Source organism: Hwanghaeella sp. 1Z406 (assembly GCF_048892425.1).
Taxonomy (GTDB): domain Bacteria; phylum Pseudomonadota; class Alphaproteobacteria; order UBA8366; family Aestuariispiraceae; genus Pacificispira.
This window is the reverse complement of record NZ_JBLZHU010000002.1, coordinates 157506-171372: the sequence shown is the minus strand read 5'-3', so window position 1 is coordinate 171372 and position 13867 is coordinate 157506. Positions and strand designations below refer to the sequence as shown.

General features: G+C 57.1%; 12 protein-coding genes. 3 read left to right on the top strand and 9 right to left on the bottom strand.

Annotated elements, in window-relative coordinates; translation table 11 throughout:
* Window positions 1-32: 32 nt before the first annotated feature.
* The 6 genes from ACOSDR_RS05155 to ACOSDR_RS05130 form a co-directional block, all read right to left on the bottom strand.
* Window positions 33-1004 carry a ParB/RepB/Spo0J family partition protein gene (locus tag ACOSDR_RS05155; protein ID WP_420723249.1) on the bottom strand — a complete coding sequence of 324 codons (972 nt, stop codon included), beginning with the start codon at window positions 1002-1004 and terminating at the stop codon, window positions 33-35.
* Window positions 1001-1825, bottom strand: a complete 825-nt coding sequence (locus tag ACOSDR_RS05150) for a ParA family protein (RefSeq protein WP_420723250.1) — start codon at window positions 1823-1825, stop codon at window positions 1001-1003. Before ACOSDR_RS05150 ends, ACOSDR_RS05155 begins: the two co-directional genes overlap by 4 nt.
* Window positions 1826-1943: 118 nt before the next feature.
* Window positions 1944-2594, bottom strand: coding sequence for a 16S rRNA (guanine(527)-N(7))-methyltransferase RsmG (gene rsmG / locus ACOSDR_RS05145; protein ID WP_420730589.1), 651 nt, complete (start codon window positions 2592-2594; stop codon window positions 1944-1946).
* Between the two features lie 4 nt (window positions 2595-2598).
* Window positions 2599-4512: a tRNA uridine-5-carboxymethylaminomethyl(34) synthesis enzyme MnmG gene (gene mnmG, locus ACOSDR_RS05140; RefSeq protein ID WP_420730588.1), complete on the bottom strand. Its 1914-nt coding sequence runs from the start codon at window positions 4510-4512 to the stop codon at window positions 2599-2601.
* Between the two features lie 196 nt (window positions 4513-4708).
* Complete coding sequence (gene mnmE / locus ACOSDR_RS05135) at window positions 4709-6070, bottom strand: tRNA uridine-5-carboxymethylaminomethyl(34) synthesis GTPase MnmE (RefSeq protein ID WP_420730587.1); 1362 nt, start codon at window positions 6068-6070, stop codon at window positions 4709-4711.
* Window positions 6071-6132: 62 nt separating this feature from the next.
* Window positions 6133-6393: a DUF6489 family protein gene (locus ACOSDR_RS05130; protein ID WP_420730586.1), complete on the bottom strand. Its 261-nt coding sequence runs from the start codon at window positions 6391-6393 to the stop codon at window positions 6133-6135.
* A 242-nt stretch (window positions 6394-6635) separates the two neighbouring features.
* On the opposite strand from ACOSDR_RS05130, the gene ACOSDR_RS05125 reads away from it, so the two are divergent.
* The 3 genes from ACOSDR_RS05125 (at window position 6636) to ACOSDR_RS05115 (ending at window position 11160) form a co-directional block, all read left to right on the top strand.
* A complete protein-coding gene (locus ACOSDR_RS05125) occupies window positions 6636-8663 on the top strand; it encodes a thioredoxin domain-containing protein (protein ID WP_420730585.1) in 2028 nt (675 codons plus the stop codon).
* 96 nt (window positions 8664-8759) lie between these two features.
* Window positions 8760-9731, top strand: a complete 972-nt coding sequence (locus ACOSDR_RS05120; protein WP_420730584.1) for a quinone oxidoreductase family protein — start codon at window positions 8760-8762, stop codon at window positions 9729-9731.
* 319 nt (window positions 9732-10050) lie between these two features.
* Window positions 10051-11160, top strand: a complete 1110-nt coding sequence (locus tag ACOSDR_RS05115) for a pyridoxal phosphate-dependent aminotransferase (protein WP_420730583.1) — start codon at window positions 10051-10053, stop codon at window positions 11158-11160.
* Between the two features lie 18 nt (window positions 11161-11178).
* On the opposite strand, the gene ACOSDR_RS05110 is transcribed toward ACOSDR_RS05115, so the two are convergent.
* The 3 genes from ACOSDR_RS05110 to cobA are packed head-to-tail and all read right to left on the bottom strand — an operon-like array spanning window position 11179 to window position 13819.
* Window positions 11179-11658: a YcgN family cysteine cluster protein gene (locus ACOSDR_RS05110; RefSeq protein ID WP_420723258.1), complete on the bottom strand. Its 480-nt coding sequence runs from the start codon at window positions 11656-11658 to the stop codon at window positions 11179-11181.
* Window positions 11655-12986 carry a cobyrinate a,c-diamide synthase gene (locus tag ACOSDR_RS05105; RefSeq protein ID WP_420730581.1) on the bottom strand — a complete coding sequence of 444 codons (1332 nt, stop codon included), beginning with the start codon at window positions 12984-12986 and terminating at the stop codon, window positions 11655-11657. The genes ACOSDR_RS05110 and ACOSDR_RS05105 overlap by 4 nt, the downstream gene beginning before the upstream one ends.
* Window positions 12983-13819, bottom strand: coding sequence for a uroporphyrinogen-III C-methyltransferase (gene cobA / locus ACOSDR_RS05100; protein ID WP_420730580.1), 837 nt, complete (start codon window positions 13817-13819; stop codon window positions 12983-12985). Before cobA ends, ACOSDR_RS05105 begins: the two co-directional genes overlap by 4 nt.
* Window positions 13820-13867 lie beyond the last annotated feature (48 nt).

Sequence of the window (13867 nt, the reverse complement as noted above, 5' to 3'; positions counted from 1 at the left end):
CAGCATCATGCGTGCGCATGATATTCTTACGGCTACATTTCGACGACATTCTTAGGTCTCTGCACGCCCCCACGATTCAGGCGTTCCACCACGTCGTCCAGCTGGTCAAAATCCTCAAACGCGACAACCAGGCGTCCGGATTCGCCACCGCCTTTCAGGTCTATGGAAACGGTCATGCCCAGAAGATCCGACAGGCTGCGTTCCATCGCAACGGTATTGGCATCTTTTTCGGTCAGGCTGGCCCCGCCCTTTTCAATTTTGCCTTTCAGGCGCTGCAACCCGTCCTGTGTCTTATTGGCATTGGGCTTGGCATCCTGAACCAGGCGTTCCGTCTGGCGAACATTATAGCCCTTCTTTATGACTTCCTGGGCCAGGGCGTCGGCATTGCTGGCACCCAACAGGGCACGGGCATGGCCGGCGCTGAGCAAGCCGTCATCCAGCATGCTTTTCAGCTCTTCCGGAAGCGATAGCAGCCGCAGCATATTGGCAACATGGGACCGGCTTTTGCCGACAGATTTTGAAAGCGCGTCCTGAGTATGGCCGAATTCTTCCATCAGGCGCTGATACCCTTCTGCCTCTTCCAGGGGTGTCAGGTCTTCGCGGTGAATGTTTTCGATCAGCGCAATTTCAAGGGTTTCGGTATCGGTCAGATCCTTGATGACAACCGGCACTTCATACAATTGCGCCCGTTGGGCGGCTCGCCAGCGGCGTTCGCCCGCGACGATCTGATAGGCATTGGCATCATCGGGATGGGGTCGGACCAATAGCGGCTGAAGGATTCCTTGCTGGCGGATAGAATCGACCAGCCCGTCAATCGCAGCCTCATCGAATCGTTTGCGGGGCTGGCTTGGATTTGGCCGCAGGAATTCGATTGGCACGGTTTTGGAGGTCTTTACGGCGGGCTCGCTGTAGCCATCTGCGCTGTTGATCGCGCTGTCACCATCCCCAAACAGCGCTGAGAGGCCGCGCCCTAAGCCGCGCTTACGATCTTCTGCTGCACTCATGCCGGGAGTCTCCTTTCACGCTTCAGAACCTCGCTGGCGAGGTGAATGTAGGCCTGTGATCCCCGGCAATCCATGTCGTATAACAGGACGGGTTTGCCAAAGCTTGGTGCTTCTGAGATGCGCACATTGCGGGGAATCACGGTTTCATAGACTTTGTCACCCAAATGAGCGCGGACATCGGCCGCCACCATGTCAGACAGGTTGTTGCGCCGATCATACATGGTCAACACCACGCCCTGGATATCCAGGCGCGGGTTAAAGGCGCGCTTCACACGCTCAATCGTGCCGATCAGATGGCTGAGCCCTTCCAGCGCATAAAATTCACATTGCAATGGCACCATAACGGAATCGGCGGCGCATAATGCGTTCAGGGTCAATAGACCCAGAGCTGGCGGGCAATCGATCAGGATATAGTCATAATCGTCTGTACAGCCCCGCAAGGCGTCGCGCAGGCGAAATTCCCGGCGGTCTTCTTCCACCAGTTCGATTTCAGCGCCGGACAGATGAATAGAGGCTGGAATCAGACGCAGGCCCGGAATGGCCGTGTTGACCGCCGCACTTTCCGCCGTCTCGCGCGCGAATAGCAGATCATAGGAGCTTAACGTCCGATCCCGACGATCCACACCCAATCCGGTTGAGGCATTTCCCTGGGCATCGATGTCCACGATCAGGACACGCTTTTCACAGGCAGCCAAGGCTGTGGCGAGATTAATCGCGGTGGTGGTTTTTCCCACCCCCCCTTTCTGATTGGCGATCGCGATGATTCGTGCGGTGCCATCACTGCGGGGCTTGGTCAGTTTTTCCGGCAATTTCGCATACATCGGCGCAACTCCTTCTGTGCTCTAAGAGCGATGCTGTCTGTTCCCTTTGGGCGGGGGCCGTGGGGGACTTGGGGCGACACATCGGTTCTTAAAAAAGTCACAGCGTTGCCGATGATTTCTAAGGCGACTCTCCTGGGGCGTGATCCGGTTTCTTCGGGCGCATATCGGTGAGGCGCAACAGAACTGACTCGTCATCACTGCGGCTGCGAACCGCGTCATAAGTTATATACCATGCATAATTTGCAGCAGTCAATTCCTCTTTATACCTCTTACCCTTCGGAAACAGGGCAATTGTCCCCTCCCCCCAAAATCGGTGTGCCAGAGGCAAAAGATCGGTCAATGACGCCAAAGCGCGGGCGGAAATAATGTCTGCTGGCGGCAGGTCGACACTTTCTGCACGGGCGGCATGAACGGTTACCCGGTCAGACACCCCGGCGACACGGGCGGCCTCTCTCAAGAAGGCAGATTTACGGGTGTCGGACTCGATCAAATGCACTGTCATCCGGCTCAGGATCGCCAGAACCAATCCTGGGAAGCCGGCTCCACTGCCCAGGTCGATTAAGGTTCTCGCCTGTGGAGGGCACAGATCAATCAGTTGCGCAGAGTCCAGAAAATGCCGTGTCCAGAGATCTGGGATGGTTTTACCGCTGATCAGATTAATCCTGGGCTGCCATTTCAGAAGCAAGGCGGCATAGGCGTCCAGTTGCTCCATGGTTTCACGTGAAACATCTGTGTTTTTCTGGAAGTTACTTTTGGGATCGTCCGCCACGCGCTTACGCTGCCTTATCGCCTGTCCGCCGAACAAATCGCATCAGTGCGACAACAGCCGCCGGGGTTACGCCTGGCAAGCGGGCGGCCTGGCCAAGGGTTCGCGGCCGTCCCGCGGACAGTCGTTGAATCATTTCGTGGCTTAAACCGCCAACAGTGTTGAAATCCAGATCGTCTGGCAGATACAGCGATTCATCGCGGCGATAGGCGCGAATATCTGAATCCTGTCGTTGTAAATAGGCGGCATATCGGGCGTCGGTTTCAATTTGTGGCGCGACGGATGCGGGGATAGCCAGGAGGTCGGGCCAAAGCGCGCTTAACCGCTGTAAGGACAGGTCGGGCAATGCCAGCAGATCCATGGCGCTGCGCATCCGACCATCCTGTCGCACGGCGATATCGTGGCGCGCCAATTCCTGAGGGGAAGCCTTGTGGTTTTCCAGAAGAGCCCGGGATTTGGTCAAGGCCTGTGATCGGGCCGACCAATGCTCTAGTCTTTCAGAGGACAGGCAGCCCAGCTCAGCGCCCAGCGGAGTCAGACGTTGATCCGCATTATCGGCCCGCAGGCGAAGGCGATATTCGGCGCGGGAGGTAAACATACGATACGGTTCATCCGCCCCCCGGGTCGTCAGATCATCGATCATGACCCCGATGTAAGCATCTGCACGGTCCAGAATAAAGGGAACCGTCCCGCCCCCGACTTTATGGGCGGCATTCAGCCCTGCCATCAGACCCTGTGCGGCGGCCTCTTCATATCCAGTCGTTCCATTGATTTGTCCCGCAAGATACAGCCCCGCAATCTTTCGGGTCTCCAGCGTTGGATGCAGTTCTCTTGGATCGACATGATCATATTCAATCGCGTAGCCGGGCTGAAGAATGGCTGCATTCTCCAAACCAGGAATGGTTTTCAGAAAGGCGGCCTGGATGTCCCGCGGCAGGGAATTCGAGAGTCCATTCGGATAGACTGTGTGGTCGTCCAGCCCTTCCGGTTCGAGGAAGATCTGGTGCCGTGGCTTATCTGCGAACTTCACCACCTTGTCTTCAATCGACGGGCAATAGCGCGGACCTATGCCGGAAATCATGCCACCATATAAGGCGGAATGGGCGAGATTGTCGTGGATCACCTTATGGGTGTTCTGATTGGTATAGGTAATATGGCAGGCAATCTGCGGGACGGTGATGGACTCCGTTAGTGCAGAAAATGGCTCCGGCACTTCATCTGCATCCTGCTTCTCCAGGATTGCATAATTGATTGTGCGCCCGTCCAGTCGGGGTGGCGTGCCGGTTTTTAGGCGACCAAGGGCAAAGCCAAAACGCTCCAGAGTCAGGGCCAGGCCGACAGCCGGGGTATCTCCGATACGGCCAGCGGGTGTGCGTTCGTGGCCGCAATGAATCATACCGCGCAGGAAAGTCCCGGTGGTCAGAACCACAGCGCCCGCACGAAGGTCAGTGCCATCGGCCAATTTAATTCCGGTCAGGACCCCCTGCCCTGATACGATCAAATCTTCTACCGCGCCGGCATAAAGGGTCAGATTGGGTTGGGCCCGCAGGGTTTCCTGCATCGCGTTGCGGTAGAGTTTTCTATCCGCCTGACTTCTGGGGCCCTGAACAGCGGGGCCTTTACTGCGATTCAGGACCCGGAATTGTATGCCAGCTTGGTCAGCGACCCGCCCCATAATACCGTCAAGGGCGTCAATTTCCCGAACCAGATGCCCCTTCCCCAATCCACCGATGGCGGGGTTGCAGGACATTTCTCCTATGGTTTCCAGCTTGTGGGTGACAAGCAGCGTCTTGGCCCCCATGCGGGCTGCGGCTGCGGCCGCTTCACATCCTGCATGGCCACCGCCCACGACGATAACATCCCACTGCCCGGCTAAGGGGCGTGGGGTTGAAAGGGCGGTTTCTTTGGATAGCGCGGCCATTGTCAGTTCTCCTGCGGCGTCGCTTGTATAATCGTTCCTGCGTTCCGGGTCAATTGGCAGGGAGCCGCAATATAGTACAGCGGCGATCTGGAGATTGTTTCACGTGAAACATGCTGCGAAGGGCAAGGCTGACGATCAAGGGCAACGGAAGATCAGAACCATCCGTGTCCATGATTGTTTCACGTGAAACAGATGTTCATTTCCCGATGCAAAATTCCTTGAAGACAACGTCCAGAACAGACTCAACATCAACACGTCCGGTAATGCGCCCCATCTCCATCAGGGCAACCCGAACATCCTCTCCCGATAGTGCCAGTTCCGGCTGAACCAGCGATGCCTCAAGCGCCTCTGACGCGCGGCACAGTGCTTCTCGATGTCGAGCCCGAACAGCAACCGCCGCTGTCGCTTGACCATATTTATCTGCGCATATTGTGGTCATGGCAGATAACAAGTCCTGCAGCCCGACCCCGGTAACAGAGGAAATCCCAAACCGATAAGCATGGTTCTGCCAATCGCGGGGCGCGGAAACCATGTCACATTTTGTGAGAAGTTGGAAAACCGGCACTGACTCCAATACCTCAAATGGCGAGCGCGTATCAAAGACCAGAGGGTCATCCGAAACCCAAAGTACAATGTCAGCTGTCTGCGCAGTTGAATGGGCCCGACGCACCCCTTCCCCTTCAACCGTATCGGGCGTATCGCGCAGCCCGGCAGTATCCGAAAGGGTGACAATATAGCCACCCAGGTCCAGGCGAACCTCAATAACGTCTCGGGTCGTTCCCGCGATTTCAGATACAATCGCCGCGTCCCGCCCCGCCAATTTGTTCAAAAGGGAAGACTTCCCAACATTGGGCGACCCCACGATAGCAACCCGAACGCCATCGCGTATGGCAGAGGACAGCGCGCCAAGCCTGATATCCTGCTGCCATTCCTGAATGAGCGTGGCGATGGCATCGCTGTTCTGATCCAGCATATCGGGCGGCAAATCATCCTCCGGAAAATCTACCGCTGCTTCAATCAGGGCAAGGATGCGGATCAATCGATCCGTCCAATCCTGGTATCGGTCATGCCCCGCACCGGTGGCCAGGCGCAGCGCCAACCGGCGTTGTGCTTCCGTTTCGGCCGAAATCAGATCCGCCAGGGCCTCCGCTTCGGTCAAATCCATATTGCCATTGGCGAAGGCGCGGCGGGAAAATTCCCCGGCTTCGGCCAAGCGACAGCTGGGATAGTGACCAAGCGCTGTCAATACTGCTGCGATGGTCGCCGCCCCCCCGTGGCAATGCAGTTCAACAACATCCTCCCCGGTGAAAGATGCGGGGCCCGGAAAATAAAGGACCAGGGCGTCGTCCAGAACGTCTGGGTCCGACGCAGTATCAAATGTGGGTTGATACAGTTTGCGTCGGTGAGCGCGTCTTGGCTGTGGTACCCATTGAGATCCAGTTGGTTGCCGCAAAAGAAGGGATTGAAGGGCCGGCAGTGCATCTGGGCCAGACAGACGTATAACCGCAATACCCGCCGGTGCGGGTCCGCTGCTGAGCGCAAATATCGTATCACTCATTGAAGAGGTGCTCGCCTGTTGTCGCTATTGTTCAGGGCCTGGCAGCGTGGGTGATGCTTACGTCAGCCCTTATCGCCTGAAGACGGGTCTTTCGAAGTGCTGGCCATTTGGGCCCAGAACATCTTTTGTAATTGCTCCATCCCCTGCAGCCCAGCTGGAAGCCAGGTCTGGAACAAAGCCTCCGGTTCCAGCGCTTTCAGATTCGCCTCCATGCGTTCCTGAACTTGCTTCATCAGGGCTTCCTGCATCGGGGTGACATCAGGAAGACCCAGGAACTTCCGGGCTTCATCCGGGGTGCAATCAATATCGACAGTGATTTTCATCTATGCTCTCCCGCGTTTGCGCTCATGATACAACAGCAAATCAAAACTGCCAGACTTTACCTTGGGCCAGACTTTACCTTGGGCCAGACTTTACCTTGGACCAGACTTTACCTTGGAGAATTCGCCCCTTCCCCTTATGTACAAGGGACAGCACCTGTGCAAGAGACCGGGGTTGTTGCCCACAACGCCACAAAGGCACAACACAAAGGCACAATAGGCCATCGCGACCGTTAGGAGTAGTTATGTCTGCCAATATGTTGAACCAGGAAACCAGTCCTTATCTTCTGCAACACAAGGATAACCCGGTCCATTGGCGCGCCTGGGGTCCGGACGCCCTGGCGGAGGCTAAGGCCCAGAACAAACCGATCCTGTTGTCCGTCGGCTATGCGGCCTGTCATTGGTGCCATGTTATGGCGCATGAAAGCTTTGAAAATCCAGATATCGCAGATCAGATGAACAGGCTTTTCATTAACATCAAGGTGGACCGGGAAGAACGCCCGGATATTGATACAATTTATCAGTCTGCATTGAGCATGTTGGGCCAACAAGGCGGATGGCCCCTGACGATGTTTCTGACCCCGGATGGGGACCCTTTCTGGGGCGGCACCTACTTCCCTCCCGACGAGAAATGGGGGCGTGCCGGATTCACCCAGGTCTTGTCGGCAATCTCAAAGACATATCATGAGGCCCCAGACAGGGTGGGACAGAATGTCGATGCCCTGCGCACCGGTCTGGCGCAATTGGCATCCCCAAAGTCCGGTGGCATGATCGATCAGGATACGGCAGACGGGATCGCCCTGCGCCTTCTGGAGGCGATGGACACGGTTCATGGCGGCATCGGAGATGCACCCAAATTCCCACAGCCCTCTTTGCTGCGCCAACTTTGGGCGGCCGGAGAACGCAGCCCGTCCGGAAATGCTTTCAAGCAGGCCGTCCTGCACACAATGCGCAAAATGTGTGAGGGTGGCATTTATGATCATCTGGGAGGTGGCTTTGCCCGCTACACGGTTGACCGCGCCTGGTTGATCCCGCATTTCGAAAAGATGCTGTATGACAATGCACAGCTTCTGGATCTGTTATGCCTGTGCTGGCTGGAGACGGGTGATGCCCTGTTCAAGCGCCGTGTGGAGGAGACTATTTTCTGGCTGCGTACCGATATGACGACCCCTGAAGGGGCTTTTGCCGCCGCCCGTGATGCCGATAGTGAGGGTGAAGAGGGAAAGTTCTATGTCTGGGATGCGACAGAAATAGACTCCCTGCTGGGGGACCAGGCGGCGTTCTTCAAACAGATCTATGACGTATCGCCTCAAGGCAACTGGGAAGGAAAGACAATTCTGAACCGCCTTCCCCTTTCCGAACCGGTCACGGAAGAACAGGAAGCGCGTTTGGCACCCTTGCGGGCCATACTGTTTGCTGAACGTGAAAAGCGGGTGCCGCCCCTAAAGGATGACAAGGTTCTGACGGATTGGAACGGCATGACCATTGCAGCCTTCGCCAATGCCGGTCGCATCTTTGATCAACCGGAATGGGTGACGGCGGCAAGGCAGGCCTTTGATTTCATCACGGGTCCAATGTCACAAGATTCCAGATTACGCCACAGCTTCCGGGTTGGGCGTGCCAGACATACCGCGACATTGGATGATTATGCCGCCATGATGCGGGCGGCCTTGGCTTTGCTGGAGGCAACCGAAGACCAGAAATATCTATCTCATACCCAGAATTGGGCCGAAATTCTGGACCTGCACTATCATGATACGGAGGGTGGGGCCTATTTTCTGACGCCCGATGATGCCGAAGCCCTGGTTGTGCGGACCAAATCAGCGGGAGATAACGCCACGCCTTCCGGCAATGGGGTTCTGGTATCGGTGCTGGTGAAATTATATTGGCTGACGGGTAACACCCAGTATCAGTCGCGTGCAGAAGAAATCGTCACCGCCTTTTCCGGGGAAATGGAACGCAATTTCTTCCCCTATTCCACTCTGATCGATGGCGCGATGTTGTTGCAGTCGGGACTCCAGATCGTGCTGGTTGGCACATCGGGAGATCCGGCCCTCGATGCGTTGCAGCAGGCCGCGCGCAATGTTCCATTGGCGGATCGATTGATAACTGTGATCGAACCCGGGATTGATCTGCCGCCTGATCATCCAGCCAGCGGCAAGGGGTTGGTCGATGGCAGGCCGGCCGCCTATATCTGTGCCGGGCCGGTGTGTTCCCTGCCCCTGGTGACGCCAGAAGCGATCACCGCGCATTTAAAGGCACAAGTGGGGTGATTGCTCTGCGGTGATAAGGCTTGGCGCAGCCCGCGTGGCACACTAGGTTTAACCAGAAATTCAGCAATTTATCCAATTAGATGGGGAGTATTCAATATGGCAAAAGCAGTACGGGTTCATGGTGTCGGTGGACCGGAAGTGATGGCTTATGAAGATGTTACCGTTGGTGATCCCGGCGCCGGGGAAGTTCGCCTGAAGCAGGATTTCGTGGGTCTGAACTACATCGATACCTATCACCGCACCGGGGCGTATCCTATGCCCACGCCCTTTACGATTGGTCTGGAAGCCGCCGGTATCGTGGATGCGGTTGGCGACGGCGTTGATGCGTTCAAACCGGGCGATCGTGTTGCCTATGCCGCACCGCCCATTGGTGCCTATGCCAGCGAGCGACTGATTCCCTGGCATCGCCTGATCAAATTGCCAGACAGCATCAGCACGGAAAAGGCCGCCGGGATGATGCTGCAGGGCATGACGGTGGAATATCTTTTGCGCCGAACCTATCCGGTGAAGAAAGGCGATACGGTTCTGTTCCAGGCCGCCGCCGGGGGCGTCGGTCTGATCGCCTGTCAATGGCTCAAACAAATTGGCGCAACGGTGATCGGCACGGTTGGATCCGAAGAAAAGGCCGAACAAGCCAAGGCCCATGGCTGCGATCATATCATTTATTATAACAAGGAAGATGTGGCCAAGAAGGTTCGTGAAATCACGGACGGCGCGGGTGTGCCTGTCGTCTATGATGGTGTTGGGAAGTCCACCCTGGACGGATCGCTGGATTCTTTGAAGCCTCGCGGTTTGTTCGTTTCTTTTGGCGCCGCCTCTGGTCCGATTGAGAATTTCAATCTGGGCGTTCTGTCGGCCAAGGGATCGCTGTTTATGACGCGCCCCACCCTGATGACCTATACCGCCAGCCGGGAAGACTTGGTGGAATCCGCAACGGCCTTGTTCGATGCGGTTGGCAAGGGCCTGAAGATTGAAATCAATCAGCGCTATGCGCTGGCGGATGCGGTTCAGGCGCATAAGGATCTGGAAGCCCGAAAGACAACCGGATCAACAATTTTCGTCGTCTGACCCGGTAACGGAGGATGTTTCCCTCTTTTCCGCCATTCTGGTCGGTGGAAAAGAGGGATTATCCTAGGTGTTTTGACTCATAAATTAGGTTTCATGCCTATAATTTTGGCCTCTTCCTCATTTTTGGGCCTTATACCCAATTTAGACCCAATATCTAGGGGGTCTAGCCTTGATCCTAACTACATTTGTCGTCATAGAGCGGGTTCGGTTCCAACTCAACCCGCCAAAATGCCATAACAAAGCCGACGGCCTTCCAAAACCTCGCCATTTCTGACAGAAGAACCCGAATAATCCAGCATCGCATGAGGACCTTAATCCAATGTCTCAGAAGACGATCCCTTTCACGCCCCTGGTCGACAGCCTGCCCGCCGCAATTCCCTTTATCGGGCCGGAAACGCTGGAGCGCCAGCGGGGCAAGCCCTTTGATGCCCGGATTGGTGCGAATGAAAGCGCTTTTGGCATGTCCCCCAAGGCCATCGCAGCAGTGATTGAGGAAGCGCCCCGCAGCGCCTGGTATGGGGATTCGCTCAGCTGGCCGTTGCGGGCGGCGCTGGCGGATCATCATGGCGTCGACCCCGATGAGATTCTGATTGGGGCCGGGATTGACGCCCTTTTGGGCAATGTCGTTCGAATCCTGGCAGGGCCCGGTGCAGCGGTTGTGACGTCTGCCGGGGCCTATCCAACCTTCAACTATCATGTGACAGGGTTCGGGGCCGCCCTGAAAACAATTCCCTATCGCGACGATGCAGAAGACCCGGATGCCTTGATCGCCGAAATAAAGGAAACCGGCGCGCCCCTGGCCTATTTCGCAAATCCTGATAACCCGATGGGGACCTGGTATGATGCCGGGACGATCCAGCGGTTGATTGATCGCATCCCCGATGGCTGCGTTCTGGTCTTGGACGAGGCCTATATCGATTTCGCCCCGGATGGCACCGCGCCGGCGCTGGATCCAGCCAATCCAAAAGTGCTGCGCATGCGGACCTTTTCAAAGGCCCACGGCATGGCAGGTTTACGTATAGGATACACAATCGCCCATAAGGACCTGATTACCGGCCTGAACAAGGTTCGCAACCATTTTGAGAATAATCGCCTGGCCCAGGTTGCCGCCCTGGCATCCTTACAGGACCTGTCCTTTGTTCAGTCCGTCTGTCAGGAAGTTGCCCGGGGCAGAGACGAGATCTACGCCATCGCCAAGGGTCTGGGGCTGACAGCCCTGCCATCGGCGACAAATTTTGTTGCCATCGATATGGGGCGCGATGGGGATTATGCCCGCACAGTGCTGAAAGAATTGGATGCGCGCGGCGTTTTCGTGCGGATGCCAGGCGTTGCCCCCCTGGATCGGTGCATCCGGGTTACGGTCGGGACCCAACAGGACCGAAAGATCTTCGGAGAACGACTGACAGAAGTCCTCGCGTCCCTCGCGTAACGTCCATTGCTTCAGGCTTTATCGCCTTTTGTGCGGGGGGCGACAGGGGCGCGCCGCCATCGTGTGCTGAATCCGATCCGCCATTTCTTCCGGGGTCGGATCGCCCGGCACGGCTGCGTCCTTTACGGATATGCCAGCCTGATGCACGGTTTCGCGTGACCCGGATACAAGTGGATGCCACCAAGCCAGATCCTGGCCTTCCGCAACCAGCCGATAGGCGCAGGTTTCAGGCAGCCAGTCGATTTCATAAACCTTTTTCGGCGTCAGCTGCACACAGTCGGGGACATGGGTGAAACGGTTGGCATAATCGCCACATTGCGCCGTCGAACAGTCCAAAAGCGTGCAGGCAATATCGGTGATGTAATAATCATCGTTATCCATGTCCTGCATTTTGTGCAAACAGCACTGACCACAGCCATCGCACAGGCTTTCCCATTCGATGCGGTTCATATCCGCAAGCGATTTGGTCTTCCAAAAGGGTTGGTCCGGCAGCGTCATGAGGCCGTGTCTATCAGATGCAGAAAGGAACCGCACACATTTCCAATTGATAAACCAACAGCTGCGGCATTTTCACCCAAGGCGTCCTGCATTTGGAATAAGGGCTGGGCCGCCCCCTCATACTGGGTCGTTGCATAGTGGAATTCGTGGCCGGCCAGCTGGGTTCCTTTGCCCCAGGGCGCGTTGTCCGACAGTACTGAGGCGCGGCGATAGCCCAAATGCAGACGACGGCTTTCGAAACTGGTGCGCAGCGGCAACAACCCTGCCATCTGATGCGGCGTACCATCCGCGTCAGTCAGGCTCTCACCCAGAACCATATAGCCCCCGCATTCCCCGAAAATACAGCAGCCGCGCCCGGCAGCATCGCGCAGACCGGTCAGGAAATGCTGATTGCGGGCCAATTGACCCGCATGAAGCTCCGGATAGCCGCCGGGCAGATATACCGCATCCGCATCAGCGGTCGGGGCTTCATTCGCCAGGGGGCTGAACGGCAGGATGTCGGCCCCAGCCCGTCGCCAGGCTGCCAGCAAATGGGGGTAGCAGAAGGCAAAAGCAGTGTCTTGCGCGACGGCAATGCGTTGACCCAGGGGCGGTAAGCAGATTGTGTCTGTTGGTGTTGGTGCGACCGTCCCGGATTGCGCCACGCGGCGCAGCCCTTCCATATCCGCATGCTTGGTAATCCAATCCGCAGCCCGATTCAGAATGGCCTCAAGATCGGTGCGTTCCTGTGCCTGAACCAGACCCAAATGCCTGGATTTCAAGGTCAGGCCAGCTTCCCGTGGCAGGTATCCCAGACAGGGGATAGAAAGATCGCTATCGGCCAATGCCTGCTTCAACAGATGGTGATGGCGATCCCCGCCCACACGATTGAACAATACGCCAGCAATTTGAATATCACTGCGATGGGTGGCAAAGCCGCGCAGCGTCGCAATAGCAGACGCCGCCTGCCCCGCGACATCAACGATCAGGATAACTGGCCAACCGGTTTCTGCCGCGATATCCGCCGTCGAGCCTGATCCATCTGCCGCCCCGTCAAATAGGCCCATGACCCCTTCTGCGATAATCAGATCACTGTCTTGGCACAGGGCCGCGCGCAGCGTCGCGCGGGTTTCAGGGCGCATGGCCCAGGCATCCAGTGACAATGATTGTCGCGCACAGGCAGCGCTGTGAAATCCGGGATCGATATAGTCAGGCCCGATCTTGGCCGGTGCCACGCGCAGTCCTTGGCGATGAAAGGCGCGCATCAGGGCCAGGGATATGGTTGTCTTGCCACTGCCAGACGCTGGTGCGGCGAGGATCAGGCCAGGTGTTCTGGACGTGACGCTCAACCGGCCTCTTCCCGACCCTGGCCCAGCGGGTCCGGATTCAGCACGCGACCATCCTTGATATGCCCCATCCAGTCCAAGGCGCTGCGCAAACGCACGACCGGACCAATGGCGATGACGGCAGGGGGTTCGACGCCTTTGGCGACCTCTCCCGCTTCTTGCAAGGTGCATTCTGTGACCGTCATATCGTCGGTCGCGGCCTTGGACACAAAGGCGACGGCATCCATCGGATCGCGTCCGCCCTCTATCAACCGCTCTGCAATCCGGCCCATATGTTTGACGGCCATGTAAAGGACGATCACCGGTGCGCCTGTCGCCAGGGCGGGCCAGTTCAACGTATCGGGAACCTCGCCTGTCATGGAATGGCCGGTGATGAAAGTAACGGATGAATTGGTATCGCGATGGGTCGCGGGAATACCGGCATAGGCCAATCCCCCGATCCCGGCCGTTACGCCTGGCACGATGCGGAAGGGAATTCCAGCCCCGGTCAAGGTCAGGGCCTCTTCGCCGCCGCGACCAAATACGAACGGATCGCCGCCTTTCAGGCGCAGAACCCGCTTACCCTGGCGCGCGAATTCAATCAAACGCAAAGAGATCGACCGCTGTGTCGGGCTGGGGCGTCCGCCCCGCTTGCCCGCATAGACCATTTCCGCCGTACCTGGCGCATGGTCCAGAATGCGCTGATCGACCAGCGCGTCATAAACAATCACATCGGCCTGGCGCAGCGCATTCACGCCATGCAAGGTCAACAGGCCCGGATCGCCCGGCCCGGCCCCGACAAGCCACACCCATCCGGGCTCAAATCGTGGCAGATCGTCTAACAGTTCTCGTTTCATTGCTCTAATATAAGTCCTATACAGAGGATTGCCTGTTCCTCCCGCGAC

Bases quoted from the DNA above. Each gene is read 5' to 3' on its own strand.
- ACOSDR_RS05155 (WP_420723249.1), bottom strand. From the start codon at position 1,004: ATGAGTGCAGCAGAAGATCGTAAGCGCGGCTTAGGGCGCGGCCTCTCA.
- ACOSDR_RS05150 (WP_420723250.1), bottom strand. From the start codon at position 1,825: ATGTATGCGAAATTGCCGGAAAAACTGACCAAGCCCCGCAGTGATGGC.
- mnmG (WP_420730588.1), bottom strand. From the start codon at position 4,512: ATGGCCGCGCTATCCAAAGAAACCGCCCTTTCAACCCCACGCCCCTTA.
- mnmE (WP_420730587.1), bottom strand. From the start codon at position 6,070: ATGAGTGATACGATATTTGCGCTCAGCAGCGGACCCGCACCGGCGGGT.
- ACOSDR_RS05130 (WP_420730586.1), bottom strand. From the start codon at position 6,393: ATGAAAATCACTGTCGATATTGATTGCACCCCGGATGAAGCCCGGAAG.
- ACOSDR_RS05125 (WP_420730585.1), top strand. From the start codon at position 6,636: ATGTCTGCCAATATGTTGAACCAGGAAACCAGTCCTTATCTTCTGCAA.
- ACOSDR_RS05120 (WP_420730584.1), top strand. From the start codon at position 8,760: ATGGCAAAAGCAGTACGGGTTCATGGTGTCGGTGGACCGGAAGTGATG.
- ACOSDR_RS05115 (WP_420730583.1), top strand. From the start codon at position 10,051: ATGTCTCAGAAGACGATCCCTTTCACGCCCCTGGTCGACAGCCTGCCC.
- ACOSDR_RS05110 (WP_420723258.1), bottom strand. From the start codon at position 11,658: ATGACGCTGCCGGACCAACCCTTTTGGAAGACCAAATCGCTTGCGGAT.
- cobA (WP_420730580.1), bottom strand. From the start codon at position 13,819: ATGAAACGAGAACTGTTAGACGATCTGCCACGATTTGAGCCCGGATGG.